Origin of the sequence: Neptunomonas antarctica (genome assembly GCF_001305295.1) — a bacterium.
In the GTDB taxonomy this organism is placed as follows: Bacteria; Pseudomonadota; Gammaproteobacteria; order Pseudomonadales; family Balneatricaceae; genus Neptunomonas; species Neptunomonas antarctica.
Map to the genome: position 1 here is coordinate 323,922 of NZ_LJSI01000053.1, position 19,662 is coordinate 343,583.

Here is a 19,662-nt window from a genome sequence, read left to right on the forward strand (position 1 = left end):
TCATTTGGCGTTTAGAATATTAACCCTGTTACTACCGGCTGCGTTGTTATTAATGGGCGCATTTTTATTACTAGCACTGGTTCCAGCGTTATCAGCCGCACAGCAGAATACCTTAGCGCTGATGCCGTATCTGATGGCAGGTATTGCGGGCTTTTTGGGTTATTGCTTTAAGCACAGTCGAGTGTTACTGGTGTCGATCAATCTTTGTGCTGCTTATTTTTTAATTCAAAATAACCTCCAGTCGAGCTTAGCCCGACCCGATAATTATGTGCTGTACAGCTTTCTCTCGCTTCTTTTACCGGTCAATATTGCGTTGATTGCGACGTATGCAGAACGCGGCGTATTTACACCTATTGGCGTGATAAGACTTGTGGTTGTGAGTGCCGGTTATCTGGCCATATACATCCTTAAAGAAATGGGAGTGCTGGGGTATTGGCTTACGGAATTGCCGATCAGTCTAATCCAAATGGCCGTTGATGAAACCTACTTGAGTGAAGCCGCCGCTATGGTTTTTGTCGTGGCTTTAATTCCTGTGGTTTTGTCTTTAATCTTCAGAAGAACTCACACAGATGCGGGGCTTTTGGCTTCGCTTATTGCGGCATTAGTGACGTTGCTATGGTTTGAGCGGCCGTTGATTTCATCATTGTTTTTATCGGCGGCTTTAATAGCCTTAGCGGTTTCTGTGGTGCAAAACAGTTATAACATGGCTTTTGTTGATGAATTGACCGGCATTTTTGGACGCAGAGCACTGCGTGATAAGTTTGCTAACCTAGGCCGTCGATATACGGTTGCGATGCTGGATATTGATCATTTTAAGAAATTCAACGATACCTACGGTCACGAGACGGGCGATCATGTGTTGCGTATGGTGGCGGCCAAAATTAATAATGTAAAAGGAGGAGGTAAGGCCTACCGTTATGGTGGGGAAGAATTTGCGGTGGTATTTGCAGGCAAAACTGAGGATGAAGTGTTGCCTTATCTTGAAGAAGTACGTGAAATTATCGCTTATTATCCAATGGCGATTCGTAGTGAAGAACGTCCGACGGATAGCGATACGGGTAAACAACTGCGCTCGAACCAAAAAAGACCCGAGCATGTTCAGGTCACGATTAGTATCGGTGTCGCTGAGAAGGATGACTCGCACAGCAATCCTGATGCCGTTATGAAATCTGCAGACCAAGCGCTCTATGCTGCTAAAAAGGCGGGGCGCAACTGTACGATTGGGTCGCATCAGCCCATTTCAGTACCGAGGCGGGTACAACTACGACGAGCTAAGGTTGATTTTGTAAACCGTGAAGGATAAACATGATGTTAACAAAAGAGAGAAACAGGAGAGCTGTAGGACAGCTCTCCACATCAGCGATTACGAGCGGCTGGTGATTTCTAGCAAATGGTAACCAAACTGTGTTTTAACAGGGCCGTGAACTTTGTTCAGTTCGCCTTTGAAGACAACTTCGTCAAATTCACGCACCATCTGGCCTGGGCCAAATGAACCTAAATCACCACCCTGCTTGCCTGAAGGGCAAGACGAGTGTTGTTTTGCTACTTCAGCAAAGTCAGTACCGGCTTCGATCTGCTGTTTTAATGTTTCGCACTGCGCTTCGGTATCGACAAGAATGTGACGTGCACTTGCTTTAGCCATGAGTAAAACCTCGGGTTATTTGTGTTTTGCGTTGTTGATATAGTGTAGTTACATGAACAATCTCGGTATAGGATACCTGTTATTAACTGTGAACCAAATATTACGGAGTGAAAAATGGCATACCAACATCGATTTGTTAACGGACAGGCCTGCGAATTAACGTTGGGTAAGATTGTATGTGTGGGTCGCAATTACGCAGATCATGCTAAAGAGTTGAATAATCCTATCCCTACCGAGCCTATGTTGTTCATAAAACCCTCAACGGCGGCACTTGAGTTGGAGCAGGATTTTTCCATCCCCGTTGGCTTGGGTAGCGTTCATTTTGAAACAGAGATGTCGGTGCTGATTGGCAAAACACTCTGTAAAGCCAGCGAACTATCTGCCAAAGAAGCGATTGCAGGTGTGGGCGTAGGCTTGGATTTAACACTGCGTGATTTACAGGATGGGTTGAAATCCAAAGGTCATCCTTGGGAAAAAGCCAAAGCGTTTGATGGCGCGTGTCCATTATCTGCCTTCGTTACGCCTGATCAGGTCGATGATTTACAAAACGTACAGATTCGTCTGACGGTGAACGGGGATGTAAGACAAGACGGTAATAGTGCATATATGCTGAATCAGGTGCTTCCATTAATCAGCTATATCAGTCAGTTTTTTACATTAGAACCTGGTGATGTAGTAATGACAGGCACTCCCGCTGGTGTCGGGCCCATACTACAAGGTGATCAATTAGAGGTAGAACTCGTCAGTATTGTATCGGCAAGAACGTCAGTTATCGCTGCATAAAGATGCGGTATACGACTGTCTTTCTGCTGTGCTTAGTATGGCAAATTGCTATTGCTGAAGAGCATTGGCAAAAGCCTGAGTACATCGTGCAAAGCTTTCTCGAAGTTGCGTTGGGAAGCGAGTTTGGTGGTGCAAAGGAAATCGTGCATAAATGGGTAAAGCCTGTGCGTATTCTCGTAACGCATCAGGTGGGTGATGAAGCACTCCATGAAACCCTACTTGATGCACATATTGCCCATCTTATTCTGATTACTGGCCATGATATTAAACGTGTTCAGCGTGCAGAACAGGCGAATGTCAGGTTGTTTTTTACCCGTGAAAGTCTGTTAATACCATTAATAAAACAGCATTCAGGAGAAGCGTCAGCCGCGCATGAGCGGGGTGCGATCTGCCTTGCAGGTTTTCGTACGAATGTGGCTGATGAAATAGCGTCGGCGTCCATTTATATACCGGTAGATAGGGCGCGCCAGAAAGCAAAATTGTTGGCTTGTATCGTTGAAGAGCTGACTCAGGTTATGGGTTTGCCGCGTGATTCTGATCGTGTATATCCTTCTGTTTTTAATGATAAGACGCCGGATGATCTGTTGACTGGGTTGGATGATATCCTTTTGAGAGTGTTATATGATCCCAGAATGCGAGCAGGGTTAAATCGTAAGCAAGTGCTTAATGTCACGCCTGATATTGTGAAAGATCTTGATAGACAAGGGTTAATTAAGAATGCTGCATTCAGAGTGCGGAAACAGGGGGCTTTGTATCGGTACTATCAATAATATTATCGATATTGAAAACAGTAATAAGTTAAGTATTAAAAGAAATTACCATTAAGGAAATACTATGCTTTGGGTAAAAATGATTCATATTCTCGCCATGACCAGCTGGATGGCGGGCATCTTTTATTTGCCACGTATTTTTGTGCATTATGTTGAAGGCAAAGAAGCCGGGCAGGATGTTGCGCGTCTGCAGATCATGGGACGTAAACTGTACGGTTTTATGAGCATCATGGCGCTCTTTACCCTGGGTTTTGGGCTGTGGTTATGGCTCGGGTATGGTTTTTCCGGTGGCTGGTTACATGCCAAACTGACGTTCGTGGGCTTGCTGATTGGTTACCATTTCTGGTGTCGTCACTATTTGAAAAAGATGCAGAATGACGTGCTGGATAGAAGTGGTCGCTATTTTCGCTTATTTAATGAGCTGCCGTTGTTGATCTTCGTTCCAATTTTGATCTTTGTCGTAGTAAAACCTTTTTAGCCCTGATCTTCTAAGCTCTGTTTCTGTTGCAATACATGGATACGGGCCGTTAGTCGGTCTGTACGATCTTTCAGGTTGTCGACTGCGTCCATGAATGCGTCAGTTTCCGGGCGTGTTGGTAAAATACGCAGTTCTTCCTGAATATACTCATGCAGGTTTTCGCGCAGGCTGTCGCTGACGTGCTTAACAAAGCTGATCTGGCCTTTAACCGCATCGCTGATCTGATGTGCGGCTAAGTCACCTGTATGCTCTGCCAGTAACCCTTCCCAATCAATACGTGTGTCGGCTAAAAGATTCTGAAACTGATTCGCCAATGCTGACTCGCCCGTCACTGAAATCCCATTGCCGAAGAATAGTTCTGCTTTGTTATCGCTGCTGAGTAGTTGCAGAAGACGGTTAGACGAACCGCTGAGGGTTACATCCGCTTCTCCCTCTATATGCGACTGAAGCTGCATGCCTGCGTTAAAAGGGAGGATGAAAACAGACTGTTGTAAGTCGTCTGCTTCTATCTGGATAATTTTACCGCTGAGCCGTTGTAATGCCTGGCAAGTAACCGGATCGCTTTGCAGAAGGGCGTTGATCGCTGATTCGAGTGGAGTAAGGACTAGAGCATATAATATATCAGCGGCCATGAGAGGTTCCTTTGTTACGGTTTGATCCCTGTATGCAGGGCAACAACACCACCCGTCATATTCTGGTACTTACAATTAACCAGTCCTGCATTCTGCATCATGCTTTTCAGAGTTTCCTGATCAGGATGCATGCGTATAGATTCTGCCAGGTACTTGTAACTTTCTGCGTCGCCAGCAATGAGTTGCCCCATTTTTGGCAGGATATTGAACGAATAGAAATCGTAGATTTTAGTCAATGCTGGATTATTGGTTTTTGAAAACTCCAATACCATCACTTTTCCGCCGGGTTTGAGTACGCGAGTCATGGAGCGAATCGCTGCATCTTTATCGGTTACGTTGCGTAAGCCAAAGGCGATGGTAATAATATCGAATGTATTGTCAGGGAAAGGCAGGCACTCTGCATTGGCCTGAACAAACTCGACATTACCGGCCACACCGCGATCCATCAGACGATCACGGCCAACTTTCAGCATCGAATCATTGATATCAGCGAGTACGACTTTGCCTTGAGGACCGACAATACGGGAGAAGCGAATAGTAAGGTCGCCAGTGCCGCCAGCAATATCTAAAATGGTATTGCCGCGTCGTGCACCACTTTGCTCTATCGTGAGTTTTTTCCACAGGCGATGCACACCACCCGACATTAAATCATTCATCAGGTCGTATTTACCTGCGACGGAATGGAAAACGTCGGCTACTTTTTTGACTTTCTCTTCTACCGGTACTTCACGAAAGCCGAAATCAGTTGTGGATTCTTTGTTCTGCTCGCTCATATGCTTTTTGCTCAACCGTTTTTGCTCAATCAGTGCGTTTGAGGCATTGTACCTCCGCCGAAAAGGTTTGTCCTGTTTAGAACTTACCAATCAGATTCTGATCACGGGTTTCACCCGCATCCACTAGATTTTGTAGATATTTTTGCCAATACTCATCGTGCTGAGTGGCTAGATCGTGAAGATATTTCCAGGTATAGAGACCACTGTCGTGACCATCATCAAAGATGATTTTTAACGCATAATTACCCGATGCTTCAACGCCTGTAATTCCCACAAATTTTTTGCCAGTCTGGAGTGTGCCGTTGCCAATTCCATGGCCTCTGACTTCAGCAGAAGGTGAGTGAACTCGTAAAAACTCTGCTTCGAGTTCAAAACTGCCATCATCATAGATAAGCTCAAGGGTGCGGGATTTCTTGTGAAGCTTGATATTATTGGGGATCGGTGACTGGCTCATCTGCAATCTCTGGTTTTGGCGTTTGGCGTTTGGCCTTGGCCCTTAGCGGTTAGGTTAAAGAGAGTGAGCCAACAGTGTTGACTCACGTAAAGAGCATATTTAAGCCTGTCTTTAAAATATGTTTTAAAGGATATAGTGGCTTAAATCTTCATCCTGACTGAGCTCGTTCAGTTGTGCATTCACATAGTCAGCGTCAATAACAACAGCTTTTCCTGACTCGTCTGATGCGTGAAACGATAGCTCTTCTAAGAGGCGTTCCATCATGGTATGAAGACGGCGTGCACCAATATTTTCGGTTTTTTCGTTAACCTGAAAAGCGAGTTCTGCAACGCGAGCTATACCGTCGTCGGTAAAGCTGATATCAACACCTTCTGTTTGTAACAGGGCAATATATTGCGCGGTTAATGACGCGTTTGGTTCGGTCAGAATACGGCGGAAATCATCAGGCGTTAGTGCATTTAATTCGACGCGAATCGGTAAACGTCCCTGTAATTCAGGGATTAAGTCCGAGGGTTTTGCCAGATGGAACGCACCCGAGGCGATAAACAGGATGTGGTCTGTTTTTACCATGCCGTATTTGGTATTGACGGTACAGCCTTCTATAAGGGGTAACAGATCACGTTGTACGCCTTCACGTGAGACATCACCACCCGTTGATCCTGATCCTCCACGTTTGCAGACTTTATCGATCTCGTCGAGAAAGACAATGCCGTTTTGCTCAACCATGAAGACAGCACGTTGCTTAATATCTTCTTCTTTAACCAGGTTGGCGGCTTCTTCTTCGATAATAAGCTTCATCGCTTCTTTGACCGTCATGCGACGACTTTGTTTGTTACCACCACCCATATTAGAGAACATGCTCTGCAGTTGGCTGGTCATCTCTTCCATGCCCGGCGGAGCCATAATCTCGACGCCAGCCTTGGATTGTGTCACTTCTATTTCAATTTCTTTGTCATCCAGCAGGCCTTCGCGTAGTTTTTTACGGAAAATTTGGCGTGTGGCATTATCTGATTTTTTTTCTATAGCGCTACTATTGGCACTATCATTTGAGCCTGTTGGGCGGGCTTGTGGTAATAACGCATCCAGAATTCGGTCTTCTGCGGCATCTTCGGCACGAAAGCGTACTTTTTCAGTTTCCTGCTCGCGTATCATCTTCATGGCCATGTCGATCAGGTCACGTATGATCGTTTCTACATCGCGGCCTACATAACCCACTTCAGTGAATTTGGTCGCTTCAACTTTGATGAACGGTGCGTTGGCCAGTTTGGCGAGGCGGCGGGCAATTTCAGTCTTACCAACACCAGTGGGGCCAATCATCAGAATATTTTTTGGCGTAACTTCTACGCGCAGCTCTTCTGAAAGCTGCATACGTCTCCAGCGGTTACGCAAAGCAATGGCGACGGAGCGCTTGGCATCCTGCTGACCGATTATATGGCGATCCAGTTCGTGAACAATTTCACGGGGTGTCATGTTTGACATGGTGCGGCTCCTGAATTCGGGCTCAGACTTTTGCTGGCAGCGTTTCAATTGTTAAACTGTGGTTGGTAAATACGCAGATATCTGCAGCAATATGAAGGCTTTTTTCGACAATGTCTCTGGCGGAGTCGTCAGTGTTGGCAACCAGTGCTTTAGCTGCTGCGAGGGCGTAGTTACCGCCGGAGCCAATCGCGATAATGCCATCTTCGGGTTCAATAACATCGCCTGTGCCCGATAATAAGTAGGTTTTTTCACTATTAGCGACCAGCATCAGTGCTTCAAGGCGACGCAATGCCCTGTCAGTTCGCCATTCACGTGCGAGACTGATGACGGCATTAACGATATTGCCATGATGTTTGTCGAGCTGTTGTTCAAACAGATCCCGTAAAGTGATCGCATCAGCTGTACTGCCGGCAAACCCGGTAATTACGTTATGTTTAGGTAAAAAGTTTACTTTTTTAGCCGTACCTTTCATGACAGTGTTGCCAAGAGATACTTGCCCATCACCACCAACGACGACTTGATCGCCGCGGCGTACTGAAACAATTGTTGTCATGGTAGCTTGACCCTATTGCGGTTCGAATACCCTCAAATATGGGACGTCGGTTGACACATTTCAAGGGTAAGGGTAAAAATTGCTGGCTAATAGATAGTTGATAAATACTTAATCGATACGAATGGCCATCGCATTAATATTCAGTTTGGCTAATTTATTGTTGGCTTTGTTCATAACGGCTTGATTATCAAAGGGGCCTATACGCACCCGATACCAGATACCGTTAGCACCATCTGATTGATTTGTATGTACATTAGGTAAGCCTGAGAGAAGTAGTTGGGCTCTCATTCTCTCCGCATCAGCGGCATTGCGGAATGAGCCTGCCTGAAGTACATAATGTTTATCAAGTTTTGCATCGCGTGGTGTGGATTTATATTCTTCCACGGCGGCGGGCATTATTTCGCTTTTGGGTAGAAGCTCGTAAAACTCATACTTGTTTTGCTTAATGGCTGCCTCGGCATCGATCGACTTATCTATAACGGTCGGACCTGATGTCTGGGCGGTTGTTTTGGTTGTTTTTTCTGCAACGGGTTTGCTTATCGTTTCTTTCTTGCTTATTTTTTGGGTTGATGTGCTGGTCGTTTTTGTTGGCGCAGTCGCCGTAGGCATCTGGGTAGCGTCAACATCAAGTAGCTGATTCAGAATGAATATTAAGCCAGCCAGAGCACATAAACTAAAGAGCGCGAGTGCCCATGGCTTGCGTTTCGGAGGCGTTGCTTTGGCACGAGGCTTAGACGCTGCTAACGGTCGGTTAGGACTGGCAGAAGACTGTTTTCGTGAACGCTGTACAAAATCCTTACGCGAAGCCATGAGGTTTCCTGTTGTTTCTATATGCTTACATCTGCTCGGGTGAGTTAACACCTAAGAGCGTCAATCCGTTGTTCAGGATTTGTCGCGTCGCTTCGCTGAGCGTGATACGGGCATTACGCAGTTCTGCGTCATCTATCAGCATCTTGTTCGCGTTATAGTATGAGTGGAAATCATTCGCCAGCTCTTTCAAATAATTGGCAAGCAGATGTGGCTCATAGTTAACCGCTGCGTTGGTAAGGATTTCTGGATATTTTGATAGCTGAGTGATCAGGTCTTTTTCATATTCAGTATCGAGTCGGTTCAGATGTGCAAGACCTGCGTCGCAATCCCATGTCCAGCTGTGTTCCGCTAGCTTACGGTGAATCGAGCAAACCCGCGCATGAGCGTACTGGATGTAGTAAATAGGGTTGTCTTTTGATTCAGTTTTGGCTAATTCAAGATCAAAATCCATATGCTGATCGGCTTTGCGGGTAACGTAAAAAAAGCGGCAGGCATCTTTGCCTACTTCTTCGCGGAGTTCGCGAAGCGTGACAAAAGAGCCCGATCGGGTCGACATCTGCACACGCTCTTCACCTCGATAAAGAATCGCAAACTGAACCAAGCGAACTAATAAGCGTTCAGGATCGTAACCTAAGGCCTGGCACGCTGCTTTCATGCGGGCAATATAGCCGTGGTGATCAGCGCCCCAAATATACAGAACCTTTTCAAAACCGCGTTCAAACTTATTCTTAAGGTAAGCGATATCTGAAGCAAAGTAGGTTGTCAGGCCATTTGCACGGCGTACCACACGGTCTTTATCGTCACCGAAATCGGTGGAGCGGAACCAGAGGTTGCCTTCTTCTTCAAAGAGGTAGCCTTTTTCTTGCAGTATGTTGATAGCACTATCAACATCGCCATTGGTGTTTAAGCTGAGTTCGGAGAACCATTTTTGATAGGTGATACCGAATTCAGATAAGTCATCACGGATATCTGAAAGAATTGAATCCAGAGCAGCGTTAAAAAAGATCGCATAACCTTCTGCTGATAGAAGTTCTTGTGCTCTTTCTGTCAGCGCATCAATGTGGCTGTCTTTATCGCCACCTTGCGGTTCGTCTGCGGGGATATCACGCATAACGTCGTCAAGTGAACGGTTGTAGAGGTCGCCATGAGCGTCGGCTACCGACGCGGCAATATCAAGAATGTAATCACCTTTATAACCATTACTTGGGAAGGTGATAGCGGTATCGAATTGTTCAAGGTAGCGTAGCCATACACTGGTAGCCAGGATGTTCATTTGGCGACCAGCATCATTCACATAGTATTCCCGTTCAACAGGAACGCCTGCTGCTTCCAGCAGATCAGCGACTGCAGCGCCGTATGCAGCACCGCGACCATGGCCAACATGTAATGGACCTGTAGGGTTTGCAGACACAAATTCAACTTGGGTGCGCTCGTTGCTTCCTGCTAAACCACGGCCAAATTGGTCTTTTTGGGCGATAATCTGCTCTATGACTGCTGTTGTTGATTCCTGAGTCACAAAGAAATTAATAAAGCCCGGGCCTGCGATTTCAGTTTTTTCCAGCGTGGAGGAAATCGGCAGTGCTTCTGTGATGAGCTGAGCTAATTCTCGGGGATTACGTCGAGCCGGTTTTGCGAGAGTCAGGGCGACATTCGAGGCAAAGTCACCATGTGACTTGTCGCGGGTGTTTTCAACCATGATGTCAGGTTGAACATCGGCGGAGAATATACCATTTTCACTCAGTGTTTTGAGTGCTGCACTGATTAGGTCTGCAATATGCTGTTTCATTTGCCTGCTGTTACCGGTTCGGTTCGAGAATTTTTAAGTAGTTAAAGATTCGAGAATAAAATGATCAAGAAAGAGCCGGTAATTATCCTCTGTTGACGAGGGGATGTTAACCCCTTGTCAGCAGAAGATTTGCAGTTTTATCTTTAGATTGTGAAGCGGCGTATCAACCCTCGATTAATTTCTACGATTTTTAGCAAGGTTGCACTGCTCTCTGCGGCCATATTTGCACCCAGTGCTGTTTCTGTAGCTGAGTGATGAATGCTAACCAATGTGCGGCTAACCTCTTGGACAGCAGTGTTTTGTTGTGAGGCTGCTTCTGCAATCTGGGTATTCATATTACGAATGGTTTGTATCGATTCTTGCATTGCATTGAGTGCCTCACTTGAAGATTGAGCATAGTCGACACACTCTCCCGCCTGATTGTGGCTGTTTCGCATGCCTGTCGCTACGCTACGGATACGCATCTGCATGCTGCCCACCATCGCCTGAATTTCTTCAGTAGAGTTTTGGGTGCGGCTGGCGAGTTGTCGTACTTCATCAGCCACTACCGCGAACCCTCGTCCTTGATCACCAGCCCGAGCAGCCTCAATGGCGGCGTTGAGTGCCAGTAGGTTGGTTTGTTCTGCAATGGTGTTGATTGTGATAAGAATAGTGTCAATTTTTTTGCTGTCTTGCTCTAATTCTGTCGATGCATGTACGGCTTGTTCGATAGTAACTGCCTGTGAGGTAATGCTGGTACGTGTCAGTTCCATTTTCTGATCTACATCTAAGCTAAGCTCTTCACAATGTTGAACGGCGGACAGCGTTGAGTTCGCATGATGAGAGACTTCTGCTACGGTGTTTTCCATCTCAGTCGCGGCCGCGGAGGTGAGTTCTAATTGTTCGCTTTGGTCTGTCATTGCTGACGTGGTTTCCTGGCTTGTCTTGGCATTATCTTCGGCCATTTGTGAAAGCTGTTTAGAGTTCGTGATCATTTGTTGCAGAATTTCTTGCAGGCCCGTCACCACGGTATTCAGACTGACGGCAAGTTCTCCAAACTCATCAGGACGTTGGTCGTTAAAGCGAATGGTCAGGTCGCCCTGACCGACGGCGGCAAGTTGCTCACGCATGCTATTTAGTGGCTGACGAATGGTGTTCAATATGACCCACCCCACGAACAAAGCCATAATTAAGCCGGCGGCACTGAGGCTGTAGATAATTATCTGACTGGTTTTTATAGTGAGGTTTGCTTGTGTTCTTGCTTGATCTGTATTGTTTAGTGCGGTTTCGAGTACTTTTTCGAGTGCTGTTTCAGCGTGAGCAAGCTGTGTATCAGCATCTTTAAGCTTGCTGTTGATTAGTTTTCGGATGTTGTCCTGTTTGATGTAGGCGCCTAATAAACCAATATTTTCTTCAAGAGAGCTTTTTAAACCTTCGACAATGCCTTCGATGCGCGCGGCTTCTTTATCTGCCTTTTTAAAACTATTGAAATTTTCTATCACTTTTGCTCTTAAACCAATTAAAGATTTTTTTAATTTCTCTATATCAAGAGTCTTCTGGTAAATCCGAACGGTGGTTTTTACTTTGTTAACCGTTCTTAAGAGTGTGCGGATGCTGTCGAGCGCCTCTTCATTTGGGCCGGTTGTCAGGTATCGTTGTCCCCAATTTGACATGGAATCAATCTGTGCCTGAAACATCTGCGTTTCGGTGATGACTTTGCGGGTGAGTAGCGTGCGTTCGCCATGGATGGTCTGGACTTCTTTAGCCGCTTTTAAATAATAGTTAGCGGCTGCTCCTGACTCGCTTAGAGCAACAAAAAGGGGACTCCCCTCGATTTGTTGGCTTTTAAGTTGATCCAGCGCCTGGGTAAAATCAGCAAAGTGCAAATCAAAAGCATTAAGGTGGGTTTGGAAATTTTCCGGCCTGCTATTCAGAAACTTCAGCAGCGATTGATTTGCCTGATTAAGTGCCAGCGTTTGTTGATAGCTTCCTGTCAGTTGAGGCACGGACTCATCTGAAATAATATGTAGCTGTTTGTTGATTCCACCTATTCCGAAAATGCCACCCGCACCCACAATCAAGATTGTAATGGCCAGTACACTAAAACCCATTATTATTTTATTTGATATATTCATCTGTTTATTTACTTCTTAATTGTTAAGGCTTTAGTGTCGGTATAAACGCCATATCGGCATGGTCGCTACGAACATTAATATAATTATTAATAAAGATCATATGGATCCACATCAATGGTCCAGCGTATTTTGTTGGCCATTGGATGTTGTTCGATACTTAAACATAGACTACTTAATGCATTTTGCAATAATGGGCGGGAATGGCTTGAGAGGAGCAGTTGCGATCGGAAGAAGCCTGCACGTTTTTCCATCGGTGATGGAAATGGGCCTGACCACTGTATCTGTGGAAAAACAGTATATTGGTGATCTCTGATTGATTGAAGGAAGCCTTCTGCGCGTCCTGTATACGCGGCTTCTGCGCGCAATATAGCAATATGTTGATAAGGTGGGAGCTGGAATGAATGGCGTCGCTTAAGCTCTTCCTTGGCGAACACTTCGTACCCTTTTGTTGCTAGCAGTGAAAGCAGTGGGTGCTCAGCATGATGGGTTTGCAGCACCACGGTGCCGGGATGATCTGCTCTTCCGGCACGACCCGCCACCTGGATAATCATTTGAGCCGTTCTTTCCATTCCCCTGAAATCTGTACTGAAAAGCCCGGCATCGGCATCCAGAATGGCCACTAGGGTTACTTTGGGGAAGTGGTGGCCTTTGGCCAGCATTTGTGTGCCTACCAGAATGCAGGGATCGCCTTGATGAACTTGATCCATGATTTTCGCCATCGCGCCTTTGCGAGACGTGCTATCACGATCTACTCGCAATATAGGCGTTTTCGGGAATAGTTCGTTAAGTGTTTGCTCGGTTCTTTCAGTTCCCGCTCCCACGGGTTTTAATGACTGGCTTCCACACTGGTCGCAGTGCCTGGGGATTGGACGCTGGCTATCACAGTGGTGGCAGTGCAGATGTGCCGGTTTCTGATGGAGTGTCATTCTTGCATCGCAACGCCGACATTCTGCTAACCAGCCACAGTCATGGCAAATTAAACTCGGTGCAAAACCTCTGCGATTGATAAAAACCAGTACTTGTGTACCTTGCTTTAAATGCTGTTTTATCTGGTTAATAAGCGGTGCGGAGATGCCGTTATTAAGGGGCAGTTTTTTAATGTCGAGCAGCTGAAAATCGGGTGCTGAGGCATTGCCTGCGCGCTTTCGCAGTGTCAGGTGTTGGTATCTGTTAAGGGCGCAGTTATGCAGCGATTCAAGCGAGGGTGTGGCACTGCCTAAAATGATAGGTATTTGTTCTGCGTGCGCTCTGACAATTGATAAATCGCGTGCGGAATATCGAAATCCATCCTGTTGTTTGAATGAGCTATCGTGTTCCTCGTCGATGATGATAATGCCGGGTGATTTTAAGGGTGTGAATATAGCCGAGCGGGTGCCAATGACGATAGGAGCTTCACCCTGGCTTGCCTGCATCCAGGCATCGAAGCGTTGTTTGTCGGTAAGGCTTGAGTGTAATACGGCTACGGGCACCCGAAATCGATGCCTGAAGCGCTGAACGGTTTGTGGGGTTAAGCCAATTTCAGGCACCAGAATGAGCGCCTGTAAGCCCATTTTCAGCACATGATGTATTGCTTGTAGATAGACTTCAGTTTTGCCCGAACCGGTAATGCCATCAAGTAAGAATGTGCGGTAATCCTGACCTTGAATTATCTGGTTTAAAGCAACTTGCTGCTCAGGGTTTAGTGGTAAGGGGGCCTCTTTGAGTAAGTGGGATGCGTCGGGCAGGATGTGTTTTTGTTGAATACGTTGGATGAGCTGCTTGGTTTCTAGGGTGGCTAATAACGATGTTTGGCCGCCTTCGGCCTTTATCGCTTCCTGGCTAATGCCTTGGGGATGATCATCAATAAGTTGATAGAGTGCCTGCTGTTGATGAGCTCTGCCAGATATATCAAGAAGCGTCGTATCAGGTAATGTTTTCCAGAGGTAAGTGTGTGAGGCAACGCATTCACCTCCTTTTCTCAGGTAAACAGGCAGTGATTGAAGCAGTGCATCGCCAATAGGGTGCTGATAATAGTCAGCAGCCCAGAGTGCCAGATCGCGAATATATTGTGGCTGTAATGGTGTGGTGTCCAGAATCTCTATAACGGGCTTTAATTTACTCAAAGGAACGTCGGTTTCTGAAGTGACCTCCAGCAGTAAACCAATGAGCTCGCGTTTACCGAAAGGTACTTTTACACGGCAACCGGGATGAAAGCTGTCAGGCGCTGCATCGAGCGGGGGTAAGTAATCAAAGTGACGTCGAAGAGGAGAAGGAATGGCCACACGAAGAACAATCATGAATTTACGCTTTGCTGAATTCTGGTTTGTTTAGTGTAAGGGCTTTTCTTGTCAGTTTAAATGGTATATATGCTTGCGGCTGATACTATCTGTCCGTATAATTTGCCGCCTGTCATTATAGGCCGGTCGCGTATCGGTATATTTATATTTGTACGGTGCCTGACACGATGATCAGGTCGCGGTGCAGAAACAATTTTTGAGGTTTACTATGAAAGCGGACATCCATCCGAAGTATGAAGACATTACTGTTACTTGTTCATGCGGTAACGAAATGAAGACTAGTTCAACACTGTGCACTGATATGCACGTGGACGTATGCAGCCAGTGTCACCCTTTCTATACTGGTAAGCAGAAAGACGCGACTTCCGGTGGCCGTATCGATCGCTTCAACAAGCGTTTCGGTTCTATCGGTGCTAAAAAGACCGCTGAATGATCAAACAGTTATTACAAAAGGCACTCTTTATGAGTGCCTTTTTTGTGTCTGTTATTTCACCTGTCATGCTGCCCGTGCTTGCATCCGATAACTGCGTTTCCGGGCTTAAAAAAGAAAAAATAGCGATTCGCTATGTTTATGACGGTGATACGGTGCAGCTGTCTGATCGTCGCAAGGTTCGTTTGGCGGGTCTTAATACTCCCGAATTAAAAGCGGGGGTTGGGTGGTCCCGCGCTATTGCTAAGGATGCGAAATCATTTTTGGAGCATTGGCTTAATGTCAGGCAGGGTGGTGTTTTTCTGCAGATTGAGCAGGAAACTCATGATAGTTACGGCAGAGTGCTGGGTTATCTTGTTGATGCTAAGGGTAAAGGACCGGGTGTTGATTTACTGAAGAAGGGATTGGGGTATGCGATTGCTATCGCGCCAAATCTTGAAAAGCAGAAATGTTACTTCGCAGCAGAGCAAAAAGCCCGGTTAGCGGGTGTTGGTGTATGGTCATTTGATTCGATTGTTCTGGCAAAAAATATAACCAGGAAGCATTCAGGTTTTCTGGTTGTTGAGGGTGAAATCACGCATCAGTACCATTTTAAAACGTCGGATGCTCTGGTGCTGAATAATCACTTAGTGGTGATGTTACGTAAGGCCCCGCGTATGTCGGAACTGATGGGTAAAAAGATTAGAGTTAGAGGGTGGGTGCATGCTAAAAAATTCACGCGTGATGGTTTTTCTGCTGATTTTTCATTGTATTTAAACCATTCCGCTAATATCGATGTGCTTTGAATTATATGTGCTTTGAATTATATGTGTATTGAACAAGTATTGTGGACACTGCTTGATCGCTATCAAGCTTATGTTTGAATGATTGTTCCTTAGTTGGGGGGTGGTTGTCCCTTTAATGTCTTTTCTATATGATTCATGGTCCGTCTTTTGTTATAAAAATTGGAACAGCAATCATGTCTGAAGATCTGAAACAAGCGGCACTTGATTACCATGAATTTCCTCGCCCTGGCAAAATCAGTGTTGAAATTACGACAGCAGCAGCAACGGCCCATGATCTTGCTTTGGCTTATAGTCCGGGTGTTGCGGAGCCTGTTCGTGAAATAGCGCGTGACCCTGATAATGCATATCGCTATACCGCTAAAGGTAACTTAGTGGCAGTAATTACAAACGGTACTGCGATTCTCGGTTTAGGTAATTTAGGTCCATTGGCTTCTAAGCCGGTGATGGAAGGTAAGGCACTGCTGTTTAAGAAATTTGCAGGCATAGATTCTGTTGATATCGAAGTGGATGCAGAAAGCCCGCAGGCGTTTATCGATACTGTCGCACGTATTGCAGAGACGTTTGGTGGTATCAATCTTGAAGATATCAAAGCGCCAGAATGTTTTGAAATCGAGCGTACTTTGATCGAGCGTTGTAATATTCCTGTCTTTCATGATGATCAGCACGGTACTGCTATTGTTACTGCTGCAGGTATGATTAGTGCGTTGGAAATTGCAGGTAAAAAGCTCGAAGAAGCTCACATTGTCACCTTAGGTGCCGGTGCTGCCGCTTCTGCTTGCATGAAGCTGTTGATTAATATGGGCGCTAAAGTAGAAAATATCTACATGATTGACCGTAAAGGTGTGATTCATTCAGGTCGTGAAGATCTGACACCAGAGAAGGCAATTTTTGCTACTGAAACTGATAAGCGTACTTTAGATGATGCGATTGATGGTGCTGATGTATTCGTCGGTCTGTCGGGTCCTAATCTACTGTCTGCTGAACAGCTGAAAAAAATGGCCGCTACACCGGTAGTATTTGCCTGTGCAAATCCAGATCCTGAAATTTCGCCGGCAGTTGCTCATGCCGCACGTAACGATGTAATCATGGCGACAGGTCGTTCTGACTATCCTAACCAGGTGAACAATGTATTAGGTTTCCCGTTCATTTTCCGTGGAGCTTTGGATGTACGTGCGTCTGCCATTAATGAAGAGATGAAAGAAGCGGCGGTACGTGCGCTTATCAAGCTGGCTAAAGAACCTGTTCCGCAGGATGTCTTGGATGCATACGGTTTAGAATCTCTGGCGTTTGGTCCTGAATATATTATTCCCAAGCCAACGGACGCGCGTTTGTTCGGTGCTTTGTCTATGGCGGTAGCTCAGGCTGCAATTGATACTGGCGTGGCTCGTTTACCTTTGCCGGCTCATTATCCGCTGACAACACTGGCTGATTTGTATAAATAATGTCTACTAAATAGCGTCAAAAAAACCCGGCTTGCCGGGTTTTTTATTGTTTGTTTATTGGCTGGATTTCAGTAAATCAGAAAATTTCTTCAGTGGACTGGCCATGATTAGATGAGTTTCCGCCCATGCCTTGCCGGGGGATTTCTTCCGCTTTAAAGTATTCGAAAATAGCATTGCTTTGCTGTGGACTAGCACGCAAGCCGGTGTTGGGATCAATACGAACCTGCACTATGCCTGCAGGCTGTGGAAGCGGAGATTCCGGTGTGTCTGCGAGAGCGACTTTCATAAAGTCTATCCAGATGGGGAGTGCAGCTGAACCGCCGTATTCTGACCGCCCCATGGGTAATGGTTGATCATATCCAACCCACGTGGTTGTAACGAGTTTGTTATTGAACCCTGTGAACCACGCGTCTTTTTGTTCATTGGTCGTACCTGTCTTTCCTGCAAGATCGCTTCTGTTTAACACGTTAGCGCGAGTTCCTGTTCCCCGACGAATCACATCCTGCATGATGCTATACAATAAAAAGTTAGTGCGCTCGTCCATAATGCGAGGCGCAATATTAGTTTTCAAGCCTGGCTCTTCTTCGCTGTTTGCGCTGCAATCTGAACAGACTTTTGCTGTATTCGATGTAAAAATTGTTTCGCCGGATTGATTGTTAATACGTTCAATGAAGTAAGGTGAGATCTTATATCCTCCATTGGCAAGGCCTGCATAGCCTGTTATTAATTCCATAGGAGTGACATCGGCGCTGCCGAGTGCGAGTGATAAATTTGCCGGTAATTTTTCAGGATCGAATCCAAAACGTGATAAATATTCGATTCCCTTGTCGATGCCAAGAGAGCGTAGCAGACGAATTGAAACCAGGTTGCGCGATTTATAAAGCCCAACACGCAGGCGGGTAGGGCCTGAAAACTCGTTGCTGGAATTCTCAGGGCGCCAGTTGCCGTCGAGACCTTTATCTTGCAGTACAATGGGGGCGTCGTTAATAATAGACGCTGGGGTGAAGCCGTTTTCCATTGCCGCCGCATAGATGAAAGGTTTAAGGTTAGAGCCCGGTTGGCGATGGGCCTGTATGGCACGGTTAAACTTGTTATATGTAAAGCTAAAACCACCTACAAGAGAGCGAATAGCGCCCGTTTGAGGTGTCATTGAAATCAGCGTTCCCTGAACGCGCGGTATCTGACTCAGTTCCCAGTACTCGCCTGTATTGAAAATGCGCACTAAATCGCCGGTCTGAACTGCGTCGTCTGCTTTTTTAGGCATAGGGCCTGAATAATTTACGGTTTTAAAAGGTTTTGCCCAGCTTAGTCCTTCCCAGGGAAGAGTTATAATTTCACCATTTTTGCGCTGGGCTGTAGCGCTATCTTTATTAACTTCAAGAATAATAGCGGGTTCCAGTTTTGCGAATGTGGATTCATTTTGCAGTAGGGCTGTTATTGCATCATGCGACAGGTCTTGGATCGTGTGTTGCTTTTCCGGACCTCGGTAGCCGTGGCGTTTTACATAATTTATAAGCCCATCACGTACCGCATTGTTAGCCGCGCTTTGCATTTTGCTGTCTAGCGTCGTGTAAACCGTGAATCCATCTGTATAAAGATCTTCGCCGTGCTGGGCATATAACTCGCTTCTGACCATTTCGGCTATATAGGGGGCGTAAAGCTCTATTTCAGTAGTATGATAGCTGGCAGTGACGGGTGCCATAAGTGCTGTTTGTAGTTCTTGTTCATTGATAAAGGATAAGCTGTGCATACGCCCTAAAATCCAGTCTCTGCGCTCGGTAGCGCGCTCTGGATTTGTTATGGGATTGAAGGTTGATGGTGCTTTAGGCAGGCCTGCAATCATTGCTAACTGAGCTAAAGAAAGTTCATCAATGTTTTTCCCGTAATACACATTAGCTGCCGCCTGAATTCCATAGGAACGGTGGCCTAAGTAAATTTTATTCGCGTAAAGCTCGAAAATTTCTTCTTTGGACAAAGATTGTTCGATTTGAATTGCCAGTAGTATTTCACTGAATTTTCGTTCGAATGTGCGCTCTCTTGAAAGGAAGAAGTTTTTGGCAACCTGCATGGTAATAGTTGAGCCGCCGCTTTGGATTCTTCCTGTAGACACTAACTGAAAAACAGCTCGGGACAGGCCAATTAAATCAATGCCGAAATGCTCAAAAAAGCGGCTGTCTTCTGCTGCCTGAAGCGCTTGAACAAACTGTTCAGGGATTTGATTGTATATAATTGGCGTGCGTTTTTTTTCGCCGAACTCTGCAATTAATTTTCCATCGGCCGATAGAACTGTTAGAGGAGTCTGGAATTTAATATCGCGGAGCGTTTCAACATCAGGCAATTGAGGTGCAAAGTATTGATATAAGCCTACAGTTGCCCCTACGCCTACTAATAGCCCGATGAGTGAAAGAATAAGAACGAAGCGGAAAATGGATTTTAGTACGCGCATGCTGACCTT

18 protein-coding genes are annotated in these 19,662 nt (G+C 45.9%); 7 read left to right on the plus strand and 11 right to left on the minus strand.

The features are described from left to right. Positions 1 to 4 precede the first annotated feature (4 nt). The gene (locus tag Nant_RS16255) at positions 5 to 1,303 is read left to right on the plus strand and encodes a GGDEF domain-containing protein (protein ID WP_054342697.1); all 1,299 of its coding nucleotides are present in this window, start codon (positions 5 to 7) and stop codon (positions 1,301 to 1,303) included. Between the two features lie 60 nt (positions 1,304 to 1,363). Here the strand turns inward: Nant_RS16255 and Nant_RS16260 are convergent, their stop codons facing one another. Continuing rightward, positions 1,364 to 1,642: a peptidylprolyl isomerase gene (locus tag Nant_RS16260; RefSeq protein ID WP_054342698.1), complete on the minus strand. Its 279-nt coding sequence runs from the start codon at positions 1,640 to 1,642 to the stop codon at positions 1,364 to 1,366. 114 nt (positions 1,643 to 1,756) lie between these two features. Here Nant_RS16260 and Nant_RS16265 point away from each other — a divergent pair, with 114 nt between their 5' ends. From Nant_RS16265 to Nant_RS16275, 3 genes are all read left to right on the plus strand, one after another. Continuing rightward, the gene (locus Nant_RS16265; RefSeq protein ID WP_054342699.1) at positions 1,757 to 2,425 is read left to right on the plus strand and encodes a fumarylacetoacetate hydrolase family protein; all 669 of its coding nucleotides are present in this window, start codon (positions 1,757 to 1,759) and stop codon (positions 2,423 to 2,425) included. A 2-nt stretch (positions 2,426 to 2,427) separates the two neighbouring features. Beyond that, on the plus strand, positions 2,428 to 3,195 hold the full coding sequence (locus Nant_RS16270; protein WP_054342700.1) for a DUF2927 domain-containing protein: 768 nt from the start codon (positions 2,428 to 2,430) through the stop codon (positions 3,193 to 3,195). Positions 3,196 to 3,259: 64 nt separating this feature from the next. Then, positions 3,260 to 3,673, plus strand: a complete 414-nt coding sequence (locus Nant_RS16275; protein WP_054342701.1) for a CopD family protein — start codon at positions 3,260 to 3,262, stop codon at positions 3,671 to 3,673. On the opposite strand, the gene Nant_RS16280 is transcribed toward Nant_RS16275, so the two are convergent. The 9 genes from Nant_RS16280 to Nant_RS16320 all read right to left on the minus strand — a co-directional run bounded on the left by Nant_RS16280 (position 3,670) and on the right by Nant_RS16320 (position 14,550). Beyond that, a complete protein-coding gene (locus Nant_RS16280; RefSeq protein ID WP_054342702.1) occupies positions 3,670 to 4,305 on the minus strand; it encodes a ubiquinone biosynthesis accessory factor UbiJ in 636 nt (211 codons plus the stop codon). The two genes, Nant_RS16275 and Nant_RS16280, sit on opposite strands and share 4 nt — an antisense overlap. A gap of 14 nt (positions 4,306 to 4,319) precedes the next feature. Continuing rightward, entirely contained in the window at positions 4,320 to 5,078 is a 759-nt protein-coding gene (gene ubiE / locus Nant_RS16285; protein ID WP_054342703.1) for a bifunctional demethylmenaquinone methyltransferase/2-methoxy-6-polyprenyl-1,4-benzoquinol methylase UbiE, read from the minus strand. A 76-nt stretch (positions 5,079 to 5,154) separates the two neighbouring features. Then, positions 5,155 to 5,532 (minus strand): gamma-butyrobetaine hydroxylase family protein, encoded by a 378-nt coding sequence (locus tag Nant_RS16290; RefSeq protein ID WP_054342704.1) that lies wholly within the window; start codon positions 5,530 to 5,532, stop codon positions 5,155 to 5,157. Positions 5,533 to 5,655: 123 nt separating this feature from the next. Continuing rightward, positions 5,656 to 7,011: an ATP-dependent protease ATPase subunit HslU gene (hslU, locus tag Nant_RS16295; protein ID WP_054342705.1), complete on the minus strand. Its 1,356-nt coding sequence runs from the start codon at positions 7,009 to 7,011 to the stop codon at positions 5,656 to 5,658. Between the two features lie 22 nt (positions 7,012 to 7,033). Then, entirely contained in the window at positions 7,034 to 7,564 is a 531-nt protein-coding gene (gene hslV / locus Nant_RS16300; RefSeq protein ID WP_054342706.1) for an ATP-dependent protease subunit HslV, read from the minus strand. Between the two features lie 108 nt (positions 7,565 to 7,672). Continuing rightward, positions 7,673 to 8,374, minus strand: coding sequence for an SPOR domain-containing protein (locus Nant_RS16305; protein ID WP_054342707.1), 702 nt, complete (start codon positions 8,372 to 8,374; stop codon positions 7,673 to 7,675). A gap of 25 nt (positions 8,375 to 8,399) precedes the next feature. Further along, a complete protein-coding gene (gene argS, locus Nant_RS16310) occupies positions 8,400 to 10,160 on the minus strand; it encodes an arginine--tRNA ligase (protein ID WP_054342708.1) in 1,761 nt (586 codons plus the stop codon). 143 nt (positions 10,161 to 10,303) lie between these two features. Further along, positions 10,304 to 12,274: a methyl-accepting chemotaxis protein gene (locus tag Nant_RS16315; protein WP_054342709.1), complete on the minus strand. Its 1,971-nt coding sequence runs from the start codon at positions 12,272 to 12,274 to the stop codon at positions 10,304 to 10,306. A gap of 86 nt (positions 12,275 to 12,360) precedes the next feature. After that, positions 12,361 to 14,550: a primosomal protein N' gene (locus tag Nant_RS16320; RefSeq protein ID WP_054342710.1), complete on the minus strand. Its 2,190-nt coding sequence runs from the start codon at positions 14,548 to 14,550 to the stop codon at positions 12,361 to 12,363. A gap of 208 nt (positions 14,551 to 14,758) precedes the next feature. Here Nant_RS16320 and rpmE point away from each other — a divergent pair, with 208 nt between their 5' ends. The 3 genes from rpmE to Nant_RS16335 all read left to right on the plus strand — a co-directional run bounded on the left by rpmE (position 14,759) and on the right by Nant_RS16335 (position 17,207). Next, a complete protein-coding gene (gene rpmE / locus Nant_RS16325) occupies positions 14,759 to 14,983 on the plus strand; it encodes a 50S ribosomal protein L31 (RefSeq protein WP_054342711.1) in 225 nt (74 codons plus the stop codon). A gap of 29 nt (positions 14,984 to 15,012) precedes the next feature. Further along, positions 15,013 to 15,765 carry a thermonuclease family protein gene (locus Nant_RS16330; protein ID WP_162224952.1) on the plus strand — a complete coding sequence of 251 codons (753 nt, stop codon included), beginning with the start codon at positions 15,013 to 15,015 and terminating at the stop codon, positions 15,763 to 15,765. 173 nt (positions 15,766 to 15,938) lie between these two features. Then, on the plus strand, positions 15,939 to 17,207 hold the full coding sequence (locus Nant_RS16335) for a malic enzyme-like NAD(P)-binding protein (RefSeq protein ID WP_054342713.1): 1,269 nt from the start codon (positions 15,939 to 15,941) through the stop codon (positions 17,205 to 17,207). A 76-nt stretch (positions 17,208 to 17,283) separates the two neighbouring features. Here the strand turns inward: Nant_RS16335 and Nant_RS16340 are convergent, their stop codons facing one another. Further along, complete coding sequence (locus Nant_RS16340; RefSeq protein ID WP_054342714.1) at positions 17,284 to 19,653, minus strand: penicillin-binding protein 1A; 2,370 nt, start codon at positions 19,651 to 19,653, stop codon at positions 17,284 to 17,286. Between the last annotated feature and the right edge of the window lie 9 nt (positions 19,654 to 19,662).